The organism is Ktedonosporobacter rubrisoli (assembly GCF_004208415.1).
GTDB lineage: Bacteria > Chloroflexota > Ktedonobacteria > Ktedonobacterales > Ktedonobacteraceae > Ktedonosporobacter > Ktedonosporobacter rubrisoli.
The window spans coordinates 4,721,188-4,738,535 of record NZ_CP035758.1 but is presented as its reverse complement, the minus strand read 5'-3'; the positions used below and the strand labels follow the sequence as shown (position 1 = coordinate 4,738,535).

Sequence of the window (17,348 nt, the reverse complement as noted above, 5' to 3'; positions counted from 1 at the left end):
ACCGAGGGCAAGAGAACGGGAATTGGCAGGCACCCGCGCGCCTGGTTTGCATGGTGACAATGTAAAAGGTGGCGTGGTAAACTAGTGTCTGGATAGCAGCGTTCTGGCTGGGCATGCTCCTTCTACAGTAAACTGATGTAGTTGGGGAAGATGGATTAAGACAAGAAGATTTGTAAGTCTTAATCTTCTTGTCCGACTATGAGCTCGCTGCGAGCACTCTAAAGAAGTAGTAGGTGGATGTCTCAGCTTTTTTATGTCATGACTATCCCAGGGTTAGAAACTCTGGCGTTTAATGAGATTCGAACGCGGATTTCTGAGGCAGAACTTGTAAAGTTTGCGCGTGGGATTGCCCTGTTTAAGGCGAGCGCTTCCCCTGGCAATTTGCTGGAACTGCATACGGTTGAAGATGTCTTTTTCTCCCTGGCTCATATAAGGGGGTTAGGTCATGGGCGCGATGCGCTACGTGTGTTACACAGCGCGACGCTCAATGCTGATATCTTGCAAGGCCTGGCCCTTTGGCGTCGAACTAGCGGTGGCAGGCCCGCGAAAACCTGGCGCGTGGTGAGTCAGAAAGCGGGCACGCACGATTTCCGGCGTATTGACGCAGGCCAGGCTGTAGTTGCCGCGCTACAGAAAGCTATGCCACGCGGGATGCGCCTGGTGAAGGATGATGCCGATGTCGAGATCTGGCTCTGGTTGAGTGGCAGTGAAGCCTTAATTGGCCTGCGTCTAAGCGATGCGACAATGAGGCACAGGCGTTATAAGCAAGAACATCTGCCCGCCTCATTGCGCCCAACGATTGGGGCGGCCATGAGTTGGTTAGCTCATCCAACACCCCAGGATATTGTGCTTGATCCTTTGTGTGGTGCCGGAACTATTATCATTGAGCGGGCGTTGTTAGCTCCATTTGCGCAAGCGATGGGGGGCGATATTCGCACGGAGGCCGTCGCGATGGCTCGTCGTAATGCACGGGCGGCGAAGGTCGCTGCCAGCTGGAATGTCTGGGATGCTCGCTCGCTTCCTCTTGAAGAGGCGAGTGTAACGCGCATTATGACAAACCTGCCCTTTGGCAAGCAGATTGGCTCCCATGAGACAAATGTAGAGCTTTATACTTTGCTGGCCCGGGAGTTCCGGCGCGTACTGACTCCTGATGGCCTGCTAGTTGCGCTGACCAGCGAAGATCGGCTCTTGAATATGATATTGCAAGATGCTGGTTGGCGCATCAATAAAAAAGTGGTGCTGGTTGTGCTGGGACTTCCTGCCAGTATCTTTGTTGCGGAACCAGCCTGAAGATGTTTTGCTGGCAGTATATCTATCTTGCTTTGTGCTAAACCCGGTTATACTGCCGATTGTGTTGAGAGGAGATACTCCATTGGGTAATGCGACTACCGCCGATTTTCGTAACGGCATGGTTATACGCTATAATAACGAGCTCTGGACAATTACTGAATTTCATCATGTCAGCCCAGGAAACTGGCGCGCGTTTGTCCGCACACGTTTGAAGAATCTGAAGAATGGGCGCGTGATTGAGCAGCGCTTTAACGCCGGCACTGATATAGATGAGGTGCGCGTCGAACACCAGAACTGGCAGTTCTTGTATGTCGATGGCGACGATTACATCTTTATGAACACAGAGACCTTTGATCAGCGCCCTGTGCCAAAGGAAATGTTTGGGGATGCCATCAAATTCCTGAAGGAGCAGGATGTGGTAGAGATGCTGGTTGATGACAACGAAAATACTATAGCGATCGAACTGCCAAATTTCCTTGAGCTAAGAGTGGAGAGCGCTGAGCCTGGCGTACGTGGCGATACCGCTACGAATGTAACTAAGCCTGCGACTCTGGAAACTGGTGCGATAGTCAATGTTCCGCTCTTCATCAATCCCGGCGATCGAATCCGCGTGGATACACGTACCGGGCAATATGTCGAGCGCGTGAAGTAAGGCCGCCTTTGAAGGCACGCTACTCATCCGCAAAGATAAGATAACGAGAGGGTATTGTTAGCGATCCCTCTCGTTACATTTTTTGGAACAGGGCCAGTAAGTGCGGACCAAAGATAAATATGCCAATGATAATCGAGAGCAGCGCGCTTAAAAGGACGGCTCCCGCGGCCACATCCTTGGCGATCTTGGCCAGGGGATGGTATTCAGGTGTGGCGATATCTATGCACAGCTCAAAGACTGTGTTAAACATTTCGGCAATAAAGACGCCAGTGATGGCCACAAAAACCATGGCGAATTCAAGCGCCGATATATGCAGCACGATGCCCAGAATAATTGCCAGGGTAGCAATTATTGCATGTACGCGCGCGTTTCGCTGAGTGCGCAGAGCATACCAGAGGCCGTTAAAGGCGTACCCGAAGCCGGCAATAAATTTTGCCCACTCGCTGCGCGGCGGCGGTGGAAATGCGGGCGGTACCGGCGGCTGGCTCATTGCTTCTACTCTAGACCTTCTGTCCACTCTGTCTTAAAATCTGTTCCTGAATGCCAACCATAGCTCTGTAGCCTGCCTCTGTCTGATCATCGTAGCCAACAAGGTGGAGTACACCATGGGCGAGCAGAAAAATAAGCTCATAGAGCGGGCCATGACCGGCATTCTGGGCCTGCTGGAGCAGCGTGTGCCAGGAAATAACTATATCTCCCAGATTCTGAACCATGCCCGGCGGCGTTATGAAATCTGGATGTTGGGCCTGTTGCTCTTCTGCATCTTCCTGGGGAACCCATAGCTGATCTTGCGGAGCTTCCACAAGAGGCTTATTGAGGAGGGGGAAGGAGAGTACATCGGTGGGCTTGTCCTGATTGCGATACTGCATGTTCATCTCGCGTATGCCTTCATCGTCGGTAATCAGGACGGTGAGCATAACTTGCTGCTGAATGCCGGCCGCGTGCAAGGTGCGCACTACAACATCGTCTATATCCACAGTCTGCAGCAATTGCTCAGCTGATGCATGGTCCTGGCTATCAGTAATGCTTACATAGAGTTCAATAAGGGGATGCTCCATAGAATACTACCTCGTTACATTATGAATCGTGATTCTTTGTTATTTTTAGTATACATAAATGATACAGGCGCGGTCGAGGCAGTCATGGTATTAACCCACAAACGGGCAAGCAAGCAGCATTTATAGAGTGACAAAATATAGGCACCGGCCTATGCATGCCCGTTAATAGTGCTGCCTGGCTACCCATCTATGGCGTACAGGCTTTATCCTTTGCGCGCAGACTTACGTCGTCGTGCAGCCTCTTTTCTTTTGCGTTTTACACTCGGTTTTTCATAGTGTTCCCGGCGACGCGCTTCTGCGAGGATACCATCCTGCTGAATCTTACGATTGAAGCGCTTCAGCGCGGTTTCAAACGACTCGTTTTCACCGATCTTAACTTCCGACATCAGTATCCCCCCTCTCATGGCCTGTTTGCGAGGTAGACAAAGTGAGTTAGTCGGAACTATGTACCTCGTGGACCTGCGGATGCATTATAGTGTAGCCCTAACATCGATGTCAAGATTTTTGATCGTTAAAAGATCGTTTAACGGTTTTTCGGCCAAAGGCTAGTAGGAATACTAAAAACCCAAGTATCTGGACGCTGAACAGGCTGATGGCGCGATCGAGCAGAATAGCGGCTGCTGTGAGATTGATGGCGTTGGGACCATGATAGAATAGGGCAATCATGGCGAGCATGCCGCCTTCGACAAGCCCAATTCCACCGCCAGTTGCAGGAATAATCGTAAGTAGGGCTTCTCCCAGGCCAATAAAAATGGTTGCCGCCAGAATATGGACGAGATCACCGCCAATCAGTTTGAGGGAGAGAGCTACAAAGAAGAAGCGCAAGGCTTCGCAGAGCCAGACCCCAACTGTGAAGGCCGAGAGAGTGGGCACGCGGCGAAACGAGCCGAGAGTTCCCTCGTGGAAATGATAATAGTGCTCACGGAAGCGCAGCGGAATGAGCCTGGCTATCGGTTCGCGCGCACGCTTAAGAATATATAAGCCAGCAATGCCAGCGATAACGACAGCCAGCAAGATTTCCAGGCTTATTTTCAACTGCTCAGGTAAGTTCTCATGCAGGCTGATGATCAGCGCGGGGATAAAGAGGAGCAGCAAGACGGTAAGGTCCAGCAAGCGCTCAGCTAGAACTGTGCCAAAGCTGCGCGTTGTCGAGACGCCGATTTCCTGGCGGAGCAGGTAGGCTCGATAGAGATCGCCAAGCTTGGCAGGAACGAGCGCGTTGGCGAAGAAGGAGATGTAGATGATTTCTGCGGTCTTCCAGAAACCAGGCAAGCTTACTCCATTAGCTTTGGTAAAGCCTACATTTTGTAATAGGAGCCGCCAACGCAGAGCCCGCAGCCCAATAGAGAGGTAATAAATGCCGAATGCACAAAGGAAAAGCCAAGGATTGGCGTTACTGATCGCCGACCAGGTTTTCTGCGGATCGATCCTGGCTAATTGCAAAAAAATGATCAATGCGACTATAACGACGACTAGTGGTACAAGCGTGCGCCAGCTCAAGAGCCGCTTCTTCAGGGCTAGCTGGTCCCGCGAGATTCCTTCTTCCTGTTTCTTCTCTTGCTCGGCAAGAACATGGAGTAACTCTGCCTTTTTTATTTCTATACTCTCGGTTGGATTTTCCGTAGTAAGAGATGAGCTGGCTGGATCAGGATTACCTTGTCTCAAAACTCCCTCCAGTATTATTTTGTTTCAGTAGTTACAGCCTCCACACGGATCAAAATTACTAGAAGTAACGCGATCAGGCTGGTCATGCTGTGAACATAGAGATTATCAACCATATTATGTACACAGATAGAGAGGAGAGAGGCCAACAACCCTATAGCCAGGGCTCGACGATTGGTAAGCATTGTCAGCTGGGCCGAGAGCTTTCTGGCTTCCGTGCTGCTTATTGCGGATACTGGATGGGCCAGCCGGGCTTTGAGTTGTTGCCAGTGTGTATTGATCTTACGATATGAACGTCCACCAGCCACGAAATTGGCAAGTAAGAAGGCCAAAAAAGTGATCAAGCCAAGCAGACCAGCCTCGGCGGCGATATTGATATAGTAGTTATGAGCGTGCCCTAAAGGATTGATAAAGATAGTGACAAAGTATTGTGGATAGTAATCGGGGTAGTTGCCTATGCCAACGCCAAGGATGGGATGCGTGATAAACATGCGTACCCCGGCAATCCAGTGGGCCAGACGTTCGGCTGTCGAGAAATCTGCCGAGCTGGGAGCCGAGAAAGAGATGTTGGTAAGGCCCAGTGTTCTTAGCACTGGCGCAAGGTAATGTTCAGGCAGCAGACCGGCCAGATAGGCGGCAACCACGCCTAGCGCCCCGATGATACCAAGCCTTACCAATGGCTGCAGGCGTGGCATCCCTATGGCAACTATGAAGATAAGAGCGATGGCAATAGAAATCTCGCCGCCCCGCGATTGGGAGAGATATTCGGCCGCAGCCAGCAGGAATGTCGTCACTCCGGCCAGAATACGGATATTCCAGCTTTTGCTGAGCAAAGTGAGGGCTATAGCAATGGTCAGAGTCATATTGATATAGCCGGCGTAGGGATTGGGCTGCCCAAACGTACCATAGACGCGCAAGCCTGCATCGCGTACGAAGGTAGTGGGACCCAGGCTAAAAAAGTTCTGAGCATAGCCCATGCAGGCCTGGGAAATAGCGGCAAGACAAATAATGATGATCAGCGCCCAGATCTGGCGGCTCGTCCGAATGTACTGGGCGCCAATAACAAGAACAATGAGAAATTCTATCCACTTGGAGAGCTCTTTGATGCTAGAGGTGAGGCTTAGCGTCACAGTCATGGAAAGCAGCATCGCCAGCAGCAAAGCCAGCATAGCGAGCACAAGGTAGCGCGGAATGTTGAGGCTATCACGATCAAGCGGACCTGACTGACTGACTTCTCCAGCGGCAAATGGGCGCAGGGCAAAGCTCATCAACCAGCTTGCCGCCAATAAGAAGACCAGAATATCTGCGCTGTTCAAGTTTAAACCGCCCAGGGAAATAGTGTCCAGGGCTCCCCAGGGTACGGCAATGGGCAATAAGTAGAGCGCTACACGTGGACGTAGAATTGTCAAGATAACCAGCAAGAGATAGAGCGGTAAACGAATATTCCAGTACTGGGATGAGGGCAAAGCTATCAGGCAGAAAAGTGCGCATAGCGCGCCGAGCAGCCCTATGCTATTCGCTGTGGTTACATATGTACGCGCCTTTAAGACATATCTTTGGAAACGCGAGGTATGTGGAACGTGTTCTAACTCACTTACGCCAGGATTATACATAATTTGTCTTTATTTCTCTTTTTTAGGATAGTACCATTGCTTAGACGATACTTGACTGCTGCGTGCGGCTGCTAAACCATTCGATGGTGTGGCGCAATCCTTCCTTTAGACCCACTTTTACCTGCCAGCCTAACATATTCTGAGCCTTCGAGATATTCGGGCGCCGACGCTCAGGATCATCAATGCGGCCTGAGGTATAACGAATTTCTGATGAAGATTCGCAGAGTTGAATAATAGTCTGCGCGAACTCAAGCACAGAATGCTCTTCTGGATTGCCCAGGTTAAAGATTTCTCCCGTCGTGCCCGGACGGAACATTGCCAGCATTAAGCCTTCCACAAGATCGCTCACATAACAGATGCTGCGCGTTATCGTGCCATCGCCATAGATGGTGAGAGGCTGATTGGCTAAGGCCTGAGTGATAAAGTTCGGGATCATACGCCCATCGTTGATCTGGCTATTGGGTCCATAGGTATTGAAGATGCGCACAATGCGAACATCAGTTTGATATTGACGATGGAACTCCATAGTCAGAGTCTCGCCCAGGCGCTTGCTCTCATCGTAGCAGGCGCGCGGCCCAACCGGATTGACATTGCCCCAGTAGTCCTCGGTTTGCGGATGGACTAACGGATCTCCGTATACTTCCGAGGTCGAAGAGATTAAGAAACGCGCGTTTTGGGCCCGCGCTTGCTTCAACATCTGGTGCGTGCCCTGGCTGTTGACAAGGATCGTCTCAAAGGGATTATCCAGATATCCTACCGGGCTGGCCGGGCTGGCCAGGTGAAAGATAGCGTTGGCCTCAAAGTCAAATGGTTCCGTCACATCATGTTTGAGAAACGTGAAGTTAGGATGGCTGTGTAGGGGCTCTATATTCTCAGTAGAGCCAGTAATTAAATTATCGACGCAGAGGACGCTATGGCCTTCGGCGAGTAAACGTGTGCAAAGATTGGAGCCAATAAATCCCGCTCCTCCAGTAACAACAACTTTCAAAGAACTGGACCTCCAAAAAATGGGTATTACTATGGGTTAGATATCTCTCTTTATTGTACCTTAATGGCTAGACGAATCGGATGTCTGAAGGTAACGACATAACACTATAGGAGCCTATTTATCTGGCTCTATTTTGTTTACGCTTATTCAGCATCCCTTATTAAATATACGGCAATATACTATAGTATTTTGTCAAATACTAAGACATTCGGGTCTGTCTATGTTTCCAAAAGCGGTAGAGTAGCTCATCTCCCCAGCTTAAAAAGCCACTCGTGGTAAAACCATGGACAATGATGACCGCCAGGAGGGTATGCGGTCCACTGGGAAGGAGATAGACAAGGCTAAAGACGATGCCAGCCAGGCCAACACCTCCCACGCTACGCCAGCTCCACTTTCCCAGGCGATGATACAGCGTATAGGCAGCTGTGCTTACCAGCCAGCCCCAACCCAGCCAGCCGGTCCATTGTGTCACAGCTTCAAGCATAAAGCCGCGAAAGAAAAGCTCTTCTACCGGAGCATTGATAAACAGATAAAACATGCTCTGAAAAAGCTGATCCACCGGCGTAGGTCGGCGAAATCTGGGACTGAGGATAAAGCCACGATAGAGGGTGGCAAAAATCGCCATCAGGCTGCCAACCACGAGGCCGAGCGCGATCTGTTGAGGCACGTCGTGTAACGTCAATCCTAGAAAAGCTATAGGGAGGTGAAAGACGGCTATGTAGGCAAAAGGCGCTAGCCCCATGGGGAGAATGCGCATGAGAATATCTGGCCACATCCACTTCCAGGATTCCCTAACTGTGGAGTATACGAGTTGAGAAGATTTGACTATTGACACACGAACCTCTTCTACAAAAAAGAAGCATGACTATCAAGCATTTGAGCTATATTTATTTATTCGTCCTGACGAGCGAAGCGCTGAAGTTGCTCCTGACCTTCCCTCACCTCTTCCTTCGCCAGGTTACCATTGGCAAGATCGCTCTCACTTTTAGCCAGCAGGCGCGCGTAAAAGTCCTGCCCCTTCCCAAGTAAAGTGGGCGTGACCGGCCCGCTTTCCAGAAGCTCAAAGAGCGTATCCTCGGCTTTGGCATATTGTCCCAGATGCTCATAATAGGCAAAAAGTTTGAGCTTCACAGTATTTGAAAGCTCATATGAGCCCAGCTTCTCCAGGAGCTCAGTCACCTGTTGCGTCTGTTCGGGCACATTATCTGGCTGTTCCTGCAGCAGTACAGCAAGGAAGAGGTATAGAGACTTGATGTAGCGGTAGTAGCTCTCATCGTTGTTGCCCTGGTCTTGATAGATCTCTCCCTCTGCCTTGAGCAATGTAGCGGTCCAGAGGCAAGCCTCCACATTTAGGATGCCCAGCGGAGAGAACGTCTGCAGGAGCATATCCTCAGAAAGAGAATTGATAAATCTGGAAGTAAGCCCGACCGACTGCACAAAGAGGTCATCAATGTAGATAAGGGCCTCTTCATACTGATTGTATTCGCGTAGGCGCAAAATGATAGCCAGGGCCCTACCAAATTTCTCGGCAAGACGCAGAATATAGTCTTTATTCATCATGGGCAGTAGCCTCTGGAATTGAAAAACAGCAGGTAGATGAAAGGGGTTTTACTCGTCTACCTGCTGCCGATGAATTTAGGCAAGGCGCGCAATAGCCTGGTCGATGCGCTTCAGGCTCACATCGCGGCCCAAAACTTCGAGCATCTCATGGAGCGGCGGTGTAGCTGCGCGACCGCTGACGGCGGAACGGACGGAGCCAAAGAGCTGCCCAGTTTTCAGACCAAGCGTAGCAGCCAGCTCGCGCAGCGGCGACTCTATGACTGTACGTTCCCACGAATCCAGGCCGGCCAGCAGCTTGCGAGCATGCTGCAGGGCGTCCTTTGTGCGTGCAGCATCCATGCCTTTTTGGATCAGCATAGACGTCTCGTAGCTAATCTCGGCCTCGTAGAAGAACGAGACGATATGCGCAGCCTCGCCTAGCGTCTTCAGGCGGGTATGCTCAAGGCTGAGCACGCGCGTCGTGTATTCAAGATTAAGCGGGCGCTGCACACTGTCAGGTAGGCCGCCCTCAGCTTCCGGGCGCTCCATATAGGGTAGCGCGCGCTGCACAAGCTCCTCTAAAGGCAATTGGCGAATGTAGACTCCATTCATCCAGAGAAGCTTCTCGGGATCGTAGATGCCAGCCGAGACCCCGACGCGATCCAGCGTGAAGGCGCGAATCAGCTCCTCGCGCGTAAAGATTTCGGTCTTATCGTCGTAGGACCAGCCGAGCAAGGCCATAAAGTTAAAGACTGCCTCTGGCAAGTAGCCCTGGCGATAAAAATCTGACCAGGAAGGTGCGTTGCGCCGCTTACTGAGCTTTTTCTTATCCTTGCCAAGAATATTTGGCACGTGATAGAACAGCGGCGGCTCCCAGCCCAGCGCTTTATAGAGCTGTACATGACGTGGAGCGCTGGAGATCCATTCTTCGCCGCGCATTACATGCGTAATGCCCATCAGATGGTCATCGACCAGGTGTGCCAGATGGTAAGGGGGCAGACCGTTTGACTTGAGGATAACCATGTCATCCAGGTCTGTATTTTTGAAAACCATATCCCCGTGTAGCTCATCGTGGACCACGGTCTCGCCCTCTAATGGCATCGCGAAGCGCACAGTCCAGGGCGTCCCGGCCGCATCATTGGCCGCGCGCTCTTCGGCAGTTAAGTAGCGGCAATGCCGATCATAACGCGGTGGCTGCTTTCTGGCTTCTTGCTCCTTACGCATCTGATCAAGACGCTCAGGAGTGCAGTAGCAGCGGTAGGCATGACCGGACTCGATCAGTTGGTTGGCGTAGTGTTGATAAAGCGCCTTACGCTGTACCTGGTAGTAAGGACCATAAGGGCCACCAATAATAGGGCCCTCATCAATGTCCATCCCTAACCACTCCATGCCCTTGATCAGATCGTCAACCGCGCCTTCTACAGTGCGGGCTAAATCGGTATCTTCAATGCGCAGGATAAATTGCCCCCCGCAGTGACGCGCATAAAGCCAGCTAAAGAGAGCGGTGCGAAAGCCTCCAATATGCTGGAAGCCGGTGGGACTGGGAGCATAGCGCAGACGTACCGGATGTGAGTCCTTTCCGCTCTGCTGCTCCTGTGTACGGTTGTCGATCTGTGTCATGAGTTTGAAAAACCTTCTTTAATAGTTATGCATCACTACATTACCGGCCTATTGTAACATAGTAGCCACTAACTGTGTAGCATGTTATCGGCCCTGCTTGCGTTTCCTCGCCTCTTTCCGCTTCGTCAGATTAGAGGTTGGTCCTGGGAGCTGTAATTTTTTTAGTGGAAGATCGTGAGCAAAATCATAGTAAAGAGCATACGTAATGATATAGTAGAAAAATAATTACTGAGGTATGGCTCTGCAGAGAAAATTGCGCCAGTTATCTTTAGCAGAGACGTGCCGATACCGTTGAATTCTACTATTATATGCTAGCAAGAGATTGCCATGCTGCCGCAAGTACAGCCGTAAATAAAGCTTGCAAATATCTTAAGGTAAAGGAATGAAACGCATGTCTACTCAAATAGCGCCACATCTCGCTCGTTTATTGCCTGATAGTATGGAGGTCGCAGCTGATAATACACTTCATATAGCCGAACATGCTATAACTGAACTGGCCGAGCGCTATGGCACGCCACTCTATATTTTTGATCGCGCTACAATTACCCGTGCCTGCCAGCGCTACCGGCAAGCTTTTCAAGAACAGTATCACGCTTCTCCCGTCCATATTCTCTATGCTTCTAAAGCCTATATATCGCCACTAATCGCTCAACTTGTAGCCGAGCAAGGCCTGGGGTTGGATGTAGTATCCGGAGGAGAGCTACTGGTAGCCAAACGGGTAGGCTTTCCCATGGAAGCTATATCTTTTCATGGCAACAATAAATCGGAGGCTGAATTACGCCTGGCGTTACAACTGGGAGTGGGGCGCATTGTGCTTGACAATTGGCATGAGCTAGAGCGCCTGACACGCATTGCCCAGGAGAGCGGACAAAGGCCGGGCGTACTGCTGCGTGTTGCCCCCGAGGTGGAGACAGATACTCATCGCTATTTGCAGACCGGGCATGCATCCTCTAAATTTGGCTTCCCGCTTGGCAATGGAGAGGCCCAGGCAGCCATAGAATGTATTGTGCGCGAGGGAATACTGCATTTACGAGGGCTCCATGCACATACAGGTACGATGCTGCGCGAAGTGCGCCCTTATCAAGAAGCTCTGGAGCGCCTGCTTGCTCTGGCCGTCCAGATGTATACCTCGCTGCACTGGTGGCCAGAAGAGATCAGTCCTGGCGGTGGCTGGGCCGTAGACACTCCAGAGGGAGAGGCGGCACCGAGTGTTGAGTTACTGGCGCAAGCCTGCCAACAGGCCATGGAACGCAGCCTGGCTTCGATTGAGGCCTCCCTGCCGGCTCCTACCTTAATCGTTGAGCCGGGGCGCTCAATTATTGCCAGGGCTGGAGTTGCAGTCTACCGCGTCGGCGCTCGCAAAGTTACGCCGGGCGGGATAACCTATCTGTTTGTCGATGGCGGGATGGCTGATAATATTCGACCTGCATTATATGGAGCGCACTATACTGCTCTGTCCGTTGCTGCGGTCTCCCGCGAAGCTGAAGAATCTGTCTGCGTTTCTGGGCGCTACTGTGAGTCGGGCGATATGCTGATTGAGAATGTTGCCCTGCCGCGTATGCAGGAGGGCGAACTATTGCTCTTACCTACAAGTGGCGCTTATTGTTTACCCATGGCCAGTAATTATAACCTTGTCCCTCGTCCAGCCGTAATACTTGTGGATAAACAACAGGTACAGGTAATGGAACGTCGGGAAACATACGAGGATATACTGGCCCGTTATTAATTGTGCTAGAAGTGTATTGTGGAGAGATGTAGCCTGTAGGATAGCTGATTGTTTTAACACGGAGAACAATCATGTTAGGAAAACAAAAACTACATAAGGACGATTCAAGAGAGATAGATGAGCACGATCAGCCGACAGAGCCCTTGCTCGATTCCGTAGTATCGTCTTTTTTACCAACTGTGCCTTATGATGGAGGGCCGGCGGGCAACGTGGCAATGCCGATGCCGCAGCCATTTCCCGGGCAACCTATGCAGCGCATCTCTCTGCCACCTTATACTCCTGGCGCTGGTGGAGCATATCAGTATTTTCCGCCACAGTCAGAGGTGCATAAAGGGAGGAATGGGCGCCCTCCCAGCGGGAATAGAGCTGCTCAGCCATTCAGCTCGTCGCGAGCTCGTTATCGCTACATTCCCACCCTGGTAGGACTCTTTTTTGTCGTCGTACAATTGTTGCTTGTCACGCGCCTGATACTCAAAATTTTAAGCATCTCCGATCGCGAGTTCTGGGTAAGCCTCGTATACGTACTGAGCAGCCTGTTTGTACAGCCTCTAATTCTACTGATAAACCAGCTACACTTATCGTTTAGTCTTGGTATAGAGGTATATACATTGTTCGCGATAATCGCCTATGCTCTGCTCTCTCGTATACTGGTGCGCCTCTTAAAGATATGCTTCCAAATACGCTCATGAGAGGCTTTAAGCAGCAGCCTGTTAAATACTGGAGAAGGAAGAAATTAATCTTTGCCAAACTCATCCAGCACATCCAGGCTGTTGATAAAGTCGCGATAAGCCTCAAGGTTATCTTTTTCGGGCTCTAATTTAGGCTCGGGCTTCGTAACTGGTCGCTGAGGCTCCTCGTTTGGTTCCAGGGCAACGCCAGCGCGGTCCAGTACACTCTCTTCAACGAAGATGGGCGTCCTGGTGCGAACAGCAAGCGCGATGGCATCGCTGGGACGTGAGTCAATTTCGACATGCCTACCTGCGACATCCAGTATGAGGCGAGCGTAGAAAATCTCGTCGATTAAATCTGAGATCACGATATTGACTAACTTTGCGCCCAATTCGTTAATAACGTTCTTGAGCAAGTCGTGAGTGAGTGGTCGGGGTGAGGTTGTTCCTTGAAGTTCGACGGCAATAGCATATGCCTCTGCATGCGCTATCCAGATAAAAAGATAGCGTTCTTGCTTCGTAGCTTTCAAGATGACCACTCGCTGTTGCGTGGCCAGATTTATTCGCACGCTCTCAACTGTCATCTCTACCATAGTTATTCTGACTCTCTCTTTCGTGCCGATGTCCGTCGAATATCTAACGCCTCTATTGTACACCTATCCAATCGTCAGGCGCAAATCATCTCAAAAAGTGGCGTCTCAAGTGAGCTCCTGGCAGGCCACAAGCCCATTGTGCTTTTGAGATAAGGCCCTGACATCATTGATTCACCCTCTCAGAGAAGTATAGCAAAGGCGTATCGTTGTCGCAAGTAGATAACGCTGCTTTACCAGGATCTCTACCTCGCGAAAGTGGGCCTGTAGAGGGCATTTGGCCCGTGATATATGTGCCTGAACTGGCGCTGAGAGGCGGCATTGCGAGCAAGCTAGCGGCTCTCCAATTTATTCGTCTCCTCGCTGCCCCAGTGGTAGAACAATTTGAGAATGGAAATGCTTAGAAAGCTGGCTGAGCCGATAACTGGAAAAGCTGTTAAGAATTTGGAAATCCGTTCCAGAAAAGGCTTGTATTGCCCATGCTGTTGTGGTATCATCTCCTTGAATGGCCGTTCTAGTTTTGGACTGGTGGGGCAAGCTTGCAAAACTGTTAAGAAAGGCAGGAAGACGAGTTATGGCATTGGAGCAAGCCAGCGAAATACAGCGCAAGATGTATGAGTTCATTGTAAATTATATGAAAAAGGAGGGCATGCCTCCGACGAATCGGGAGATTGGCCGTGAGATGCAGATCGCTAGTACGGGCCATGTAGACTATCATCTCACTATGCTTGAGAAGAAGGGCTATATTTCCCGCCAGCCCAAGAAAAGCCGAGGCATTAAGCTCACTAAGCCTTCCACTGGAATTCCCGTTATTGGTAGTATTGCCGCTGGAGAGCCGCTAGATATCTTCACTGATTCTGCTCAGTCCATCGATATCGGCCGCGATCTGACCGATGCGGAAAATGCGTACGCCCTGATCGTTAAAGGCCGTTCCATGATTGAAGACCATATATGCGACGGCGACTATGTAGTGATCAAGCCTCAATCTACCTGCCAGAATGGCGATATTGTAGTCGCTGTGCATATGCAGGAAGGGGTAAGCGGCAGCGCTACGCTCAAGCGCTTTTTCCAGGAGAAAGAGCATGATCGTGTGCGTTTGCAGCCCGCCAATTCGGAGTTAGAGCCAATTTTGATCCCTAAGAGTATCTGGGATCGTGAGTGGTCAATCCAGGGAAAAGTAGTAGCTATCTTCAGACAGTATGGTAATGCTGCCTAGTTCGCTATGATGATCGGGTCCTGCCTGTATTAAGATTTTTTAATATCGTTGAGAAGGCAGTCAATTCGTATTGGCTTGCACATTCTGTAGTTTTATGCTGCAATCTGTTCCGTTTGACTGCCTCTATGGGGCCGCGTGTGTCTATTTTGCCCTTTTTAACGCTTATTCTTCGGGCCCTCCTCTTGTGCTCCCCTTCTAAGTTTGGTATACTCCTGTTGTAGCATTTTGTTCGATTACTGCATCATTTTATATCCAGGGCCTGGTACGTCGTGGAAGCTCAGAAAGGACGCACTGCTGTTATGAAGGCTGTTGCCGCAGCACTTGTGCTCATTGCAGGTGCCGCAGTAGTTCTTTGGTACGGTAATACTCTCAATTCGTGGGTGCTTGGTGGGTTGATCGGGGGGTTGGCTGCTCTACTTCTCAGTATTCCCATCTCTTTAACTCTCTTCTCCTATCTAGCTCGTCGCCATGATGAAAGTTTGCAAAGCGATGTGCAAGAGGAGGAGGAAGCAGTTTCGCTCGCTCAGGTCTATGACTATCCACAAGTTCCAAGCAGGATGGTAAGGCGCGAGTATGAGGTAGAGGTTGATATGCTTGAGGAGGACGAGGAGGAGTATGCACAGATTGAAGAGGCCGCTTATTTTGAGGAGCAGGCCATGCATGGCTTACCCGATCCTTCCCCGCGACGTTTTCTGCCTGCCCGTCAGCAACCGCGCTTGCCAGCTGTGCAGCGCAATTCGTATGCACTGCCAGTGAGACGACAATCGCGGAATCTCCCTGTAGCGCGTGGTAAAGATGCCAGTAGCAGACGGTCTTCTTCTCGACCTCTGAGCTATCCGGGTTTTTTGGGCTATGAGCCCACTACGCCACGTAGCCGCTCGGGCTCCTTGCGCGGACTGCAGCAAGCTAATGCTCTTCGCCTGGCCCGCCTGGAAGCCGCTCAGCAGTATGTGGAAGAAGATGTTGAGTTTGAGCCCACAAACTTTCCGCGACGCTCGATCTCTGCTCGTTTACGGCAAATCGCTGAGCAGCGAGAGGGTCGTTCTCTACAACGCTCGTCTCGCTATTTACCGCAGCCAGCGCCTCCAATGCGTCGTCCTCGTTCGCGGCGCACTGTTGAGGCTGATCCGCTGCCGCCACGGGCTCAAAGCTCCTTCCCGCGGGAGGATGAAGATGCGGCCAATTGGTATGCCCAGGATGATGAGCCCTTTACAGAGCAGCTTGAAAGTTACCCCCAGACCGAGCCAGTCCAAAGAGTTTTGCCTCCTACACGCTCCGGCCAATTAGCACGCCGATCTCGTATACGCGGGCAATCTATGAATTCAGATATTACGACTGAACATCCTACGCGATCCCAGCAGCGTCGTGCCTCGTATGTGTATGATGATGATGCTTTGCCTGAAGAACTGCCCCAACAGTATGATGAGCCGATTGTGCGGCGCTCCTCCCGTTATCTTGGGCAGCAGGAATAGGAGCTAACAGGATATCATTTTTTGTACTAGTGATCCTAGCCTCTTTACGTAAAATATGCTAGTATTGGCCAAAACGTAGGCATGCGAAGGAGGCTAGTTTCTTGTTAGCAAACATAACTGATATATTAACGACTTTTATTACAAATCTGTATGTTTCGACTGGTTTGTTAGGTATTGTGCTCGCTATGGCTATTGAAAGCTGTTGTATTCCTTTACCTAGTGAAATTGTAATGCCTCTGGCCGGTATTATGATAGCCAACGGTAAGCTATTGCCGGGCATCAATCCTATACTTGCCTTAGTGCTGGTTGCTCTCTCTGGCGCGATCGGATGTTTGGTTGGTTCAATGGCTGCCTACGGTATTGGCTATAAAGGTGGTCGTCCTCTCATGTTGAAATATGGACGCTATGTACTTATTTCGCAGCATGATGCGGACCTGGCAGATAAATTCTTTCAACGCTGGGGTAGCCCTACTGCCTTTTTCTCTCGCTTTCTTCCTGTCGTGCGTACCTATATCTCTTTGCCGGCCGGCATTTCAAAAATGCCTTTTGCCAAATTCTGCATCTATTCGTTTCTTGGCTCCTTCCCTTTTTGTTTCGCTCTGGCATACGTTGGTACAATCCTTGGCCATAATCTAGAGGCCCTCAGTTCGGTCTTCCATGGCCTCGACGTGTTTGTAATTATCGGGCTGGTCATTCTGATTGCGCTCTATATCTGGCGCCATGTACGCAATGATCGCAAGGCCCGTGCCGAACACGCTGCCGCCGAGGCGCAGAATGCTTCTCAACCCCAACAGCCTATGCAGGCACAGCAGCCGCAGCAATTTACGGCTCAGCCGCAATGGGGCCAACCTTCCCAACCGCAACAGCAAGCCCAATGGGGCCAGCAAGCAGGGCCACAGCAATTTATGGGCCAACCGCAGTGGGGGCAGCCATCCCAGCAGCAACAGCCTTCACCTGCCCAATGGGGACAGCAGCCTCAGCAACCACAGTTTCCAACTCAGCCACAAGTAGGGAATCAGCCTCAGCAGCCGCAGTTTCCTGGTCAACCGCAGTGGGGCCAGCAGCCGCAGCAACCACAGCAACCACAGTTTCCTTCGCCAGCCCAGTGGGGCCAGCAACAATCCCAACAGTCTTTCCCGCCTTCCTGGCCGCCGGCCCAGGCTGATGATGACCGCACAGTTTATCGCCCTTGATCTCTCCTAAAGATAGCGAAAATTTAATATAGCGAACTCTGCGAAGGACGGAAAACCGAAC

17 protein-coding genes are annotated in these 17,348 nt (G+C 50.9%); 7 read left to right on the top strand and 10 right to left on the bottom strand.

Annotated features, from left to right (window positions below; genetic code table 11):
• The first annotated feature begins 237 nt into the window (after positions 1 to 237).
• Together EPA93_RS20740 and efp are read left to right on the top strand one after the other, a co-directional pair.
• Positions 238 to 1,290, top strand: a complete 1,053-nt coding sequence (locus EPA93_RS20740; protein ID WP_129889347.1) for a THUMP domain-containing class I SAM-dependent methyltransferase — start codon at positions 238 to 240, stop codon at positions 1,288 to 1,290.
• An 82-nt stretch (positions 1,291 to 1,372) separates the two neighbouring features.
• Positions 1,373 to 1,942 (top strand): elongation factor P, encoded by a 570-nt coding sequence (gene efp, locus EPA93_RS20735; protein ID WP_207229605.1) that lies wholly within the window; start codon positions 1,373 to 1,375, stop codon positions 1,940 to 1,942.
• 73 nt (positions 1,943 to 2,015) lie between these two features.
• Here efp and EPA93_RS20730 read toward each other — a convergent pair whose 3' ends face one another.
• The 9 genes from EPA93_RS20730 to gltX form a co-directional block, all read right to left on the bottom strand.
• Positions 2,016 to 2,432 (bottom strand): diacylglycerol kinase family protein, encoded by a 417-nt coding sequence (locus EPA93_RS20730; RefSeq protein WP_129889345.1) that lies wholly within the window; start codon positions 2,430 to 2,432, stop codon positions 2,016 to 2,018.
• 10 nt (positions 2,433 to 2,442) lie between these two features.
• Positions 2,443 to 3,000: an rRNA maturation RNase YbeY gene (ybeY, locus tag EPA93_RS20725; RefSeq protein WP_129889344.1), complete on the bottom strand. Its 558-nt coding sequence runs from the start codon at positions 2,998 to 3,000 to the stop codon at positions 2,443 to 2,445.
• Positions 3,001 to 3,203: 203 nt separating this feature from the next.
• On the bottom strand, positions 3,204 to 3,386 hold the full coding sequence (gene rpsU / locus EPA93_RS20720) for a 30S ribosomal protein S21 (RefSeq protein ID WP_129889343.1): 183 nt from the start codon (positions 3,384 to 3,386) through the stop codon (positions 3,204 to 3,206).
• A gap of 109 nt (positions 3,387 to 3,495) precedes the next feature.
• On the bottom strand, positions 3,496 to 4,665 hold the full coding sequence (locus tag EPA93_RS20715) for a lysylphosphatidylglycerol synthase transmembrane domain-containing protein (RefSeq protein WP_165423286.1): 1,170 nt from the start codon (positions 4,663 to 4,665) through the stop codon (positions 3,496 to 3,498).
• Between the two features lie 14 nt (positions 4,666 to 4,679).
• Positions 4,680 to 6,275, bottom strand: a complete 1,596-nt coding sequence (locus tag EPA93_RS20710) for an O-antigen ligase family protein (RefSeq protein ID WP_129889341.1) — start codon at positions 6,273 to 6,275, stop codon at positions 4,680 to 4,682.
• 40 nt (positions 6,276 to 6,315) lie between these two features.
• Positions 6,316 to 7,263, bottom strand: a complete 948-nt coding sequence (locus EPA93_RS20705) for a UDP-glucuronic acid decarboxylase family protein (RefSeq protein WP_129889340.1) — start codon at positions 7,261 to 7,263, stop codon at positions 6,316 to 6,318.
• 199 nt (positions 7,264 to 7,462) lie between these two features.
• A complete protein-coding gene (locus EPA93_RS20700) occupies positions 7,463 to 8,038 on the bottom strand; it encodes a CPBP family intramembrane glutamic endopeptidase (RefSeq protein WP_129889339.1) in 576 nt (191 codons plus the stop codon).
• A gap of 116 nt (positions 8,039 to 8,154) precedes the next feature.
• Positions 8,155 to 8,823 carry a DUF6483 family protein gene (locus EPA93_RS20695; protein WP_129889338.1) on the bottom strand — a complete coding sequence of 223 codons (669 nt, stop codon included), beginning with the start codon at positions 8,821 to 8,823 and terminating at the stop codon, positions 8,155 to 8,157.
• Positions 8,824 to 8,898: 75 nt separating this feature from the next.
• Positions 8,899 to 10,422, bottom strand: coding sequence for a glutamate--tRNA ligase (gene gltX / locus EPA93_RS20690; protein WP_129889337.1), 1,524 nt, complete (start codon positions 10,420 to 10,422; stop codon positions 8,899 to 8,901).
• A gap of 391 nt (positions 10,423 to 10,813) precedes the next feature.
• On the opposite strand from gltX, the gene lysA reads away from it, so the two are divergent.
• Together lysA and EPA93_RS20680 are read left to right on the top strand one after the other, a co-directional pair.
• The gene (gene lysA / locus EPA93_RS20685; protein ID WP_165423285.1) at positions 10,814 to 12,148 is read left to right on the top strand and encodes a diaminopimelate decarboxylase; all 1,335 of its coding nucleotides are present in this window, start codon (positions 10,814 to 10,816) and stop codon (positions 12,146 to 12,148) included.
• Positions 12,149 to 12,219: 71 nt separating this feature from the next.
• Positions 12,220 to 12,837, top strand: coding sequence for a hypothetical protein (locus EPA93_RS20680; RefSeq protein ID WP_129889335.1), 618 nt, complete (start codon positions 12,220 to 12,222; stop codon positions 12,835 to 12,837).
• A gap of 44 nt (positions 12,838 to 12,881) precedes the next feature.
• Here the strand turns inward: EPA93_RS20680 and EPA93_RS20675 are convergent, their stop codons facing one another.
• Entirely contained in the window at positions 12,882 to 13,409 is a 528-nt protein-coding gene (locus EPA93_RS20675; protein WP_129889334.1) for a bifunctional nuclease family protein, read from the bottom strand.
• Between the two features lie 571 nt (positions 13,410 to 13,980).
• Here EPA93_RS20675 and lexA point away from each other — a divergent pair.
• The 3 genes from lexA to EPA93_RS50445 all read left to right on the top strand — a co-directional run bounded on the left by lexA (position 13,981) and on the right by EPA93_RS50445 (position 17,287).
• Positions 13,981 to 14,622: a transcriptional repressor LexA gene (gene lexA / locus EPA93_RS20670; protein WP_165423284.1), complete on the top strand. Its 642-nt coding sequence runs from the start codon at positions 13,981 to 13,983 to the stop codon at positions 14,620 to 14,622.
• A gap of 299 nt (positions 14,623 to 14,921) precedes the next feature.
• Positions 14,922 to 16,094: a hypothetical protein gene (locus tag EPA93_RS20665; RefSeq protein ID WP_129889332.1), complete on the top strand. Its 1,173-nt coding sequence runs from the start codon at positions 14,922 to 14,924 to the stop codon at positions 16,092 to 16,094.
• 101 nt (positions 16,095 to 16,195) lie between these two features.
• The gene (locus EPA93_RS50445; protein WP_207229604.1) at positions 16,196 to 17,287 is read left to right on the top strand and encodes a DedA family protein; all 1,092 of its coding nucleotides are present in this window, start codon (positions 16,196 to 16,198) and stop codon (positions 17,285 to 17,287) included.
• The last annotated feature ends 61 nt before the right edge of the window (positions 17,288 to 17,348 follow it).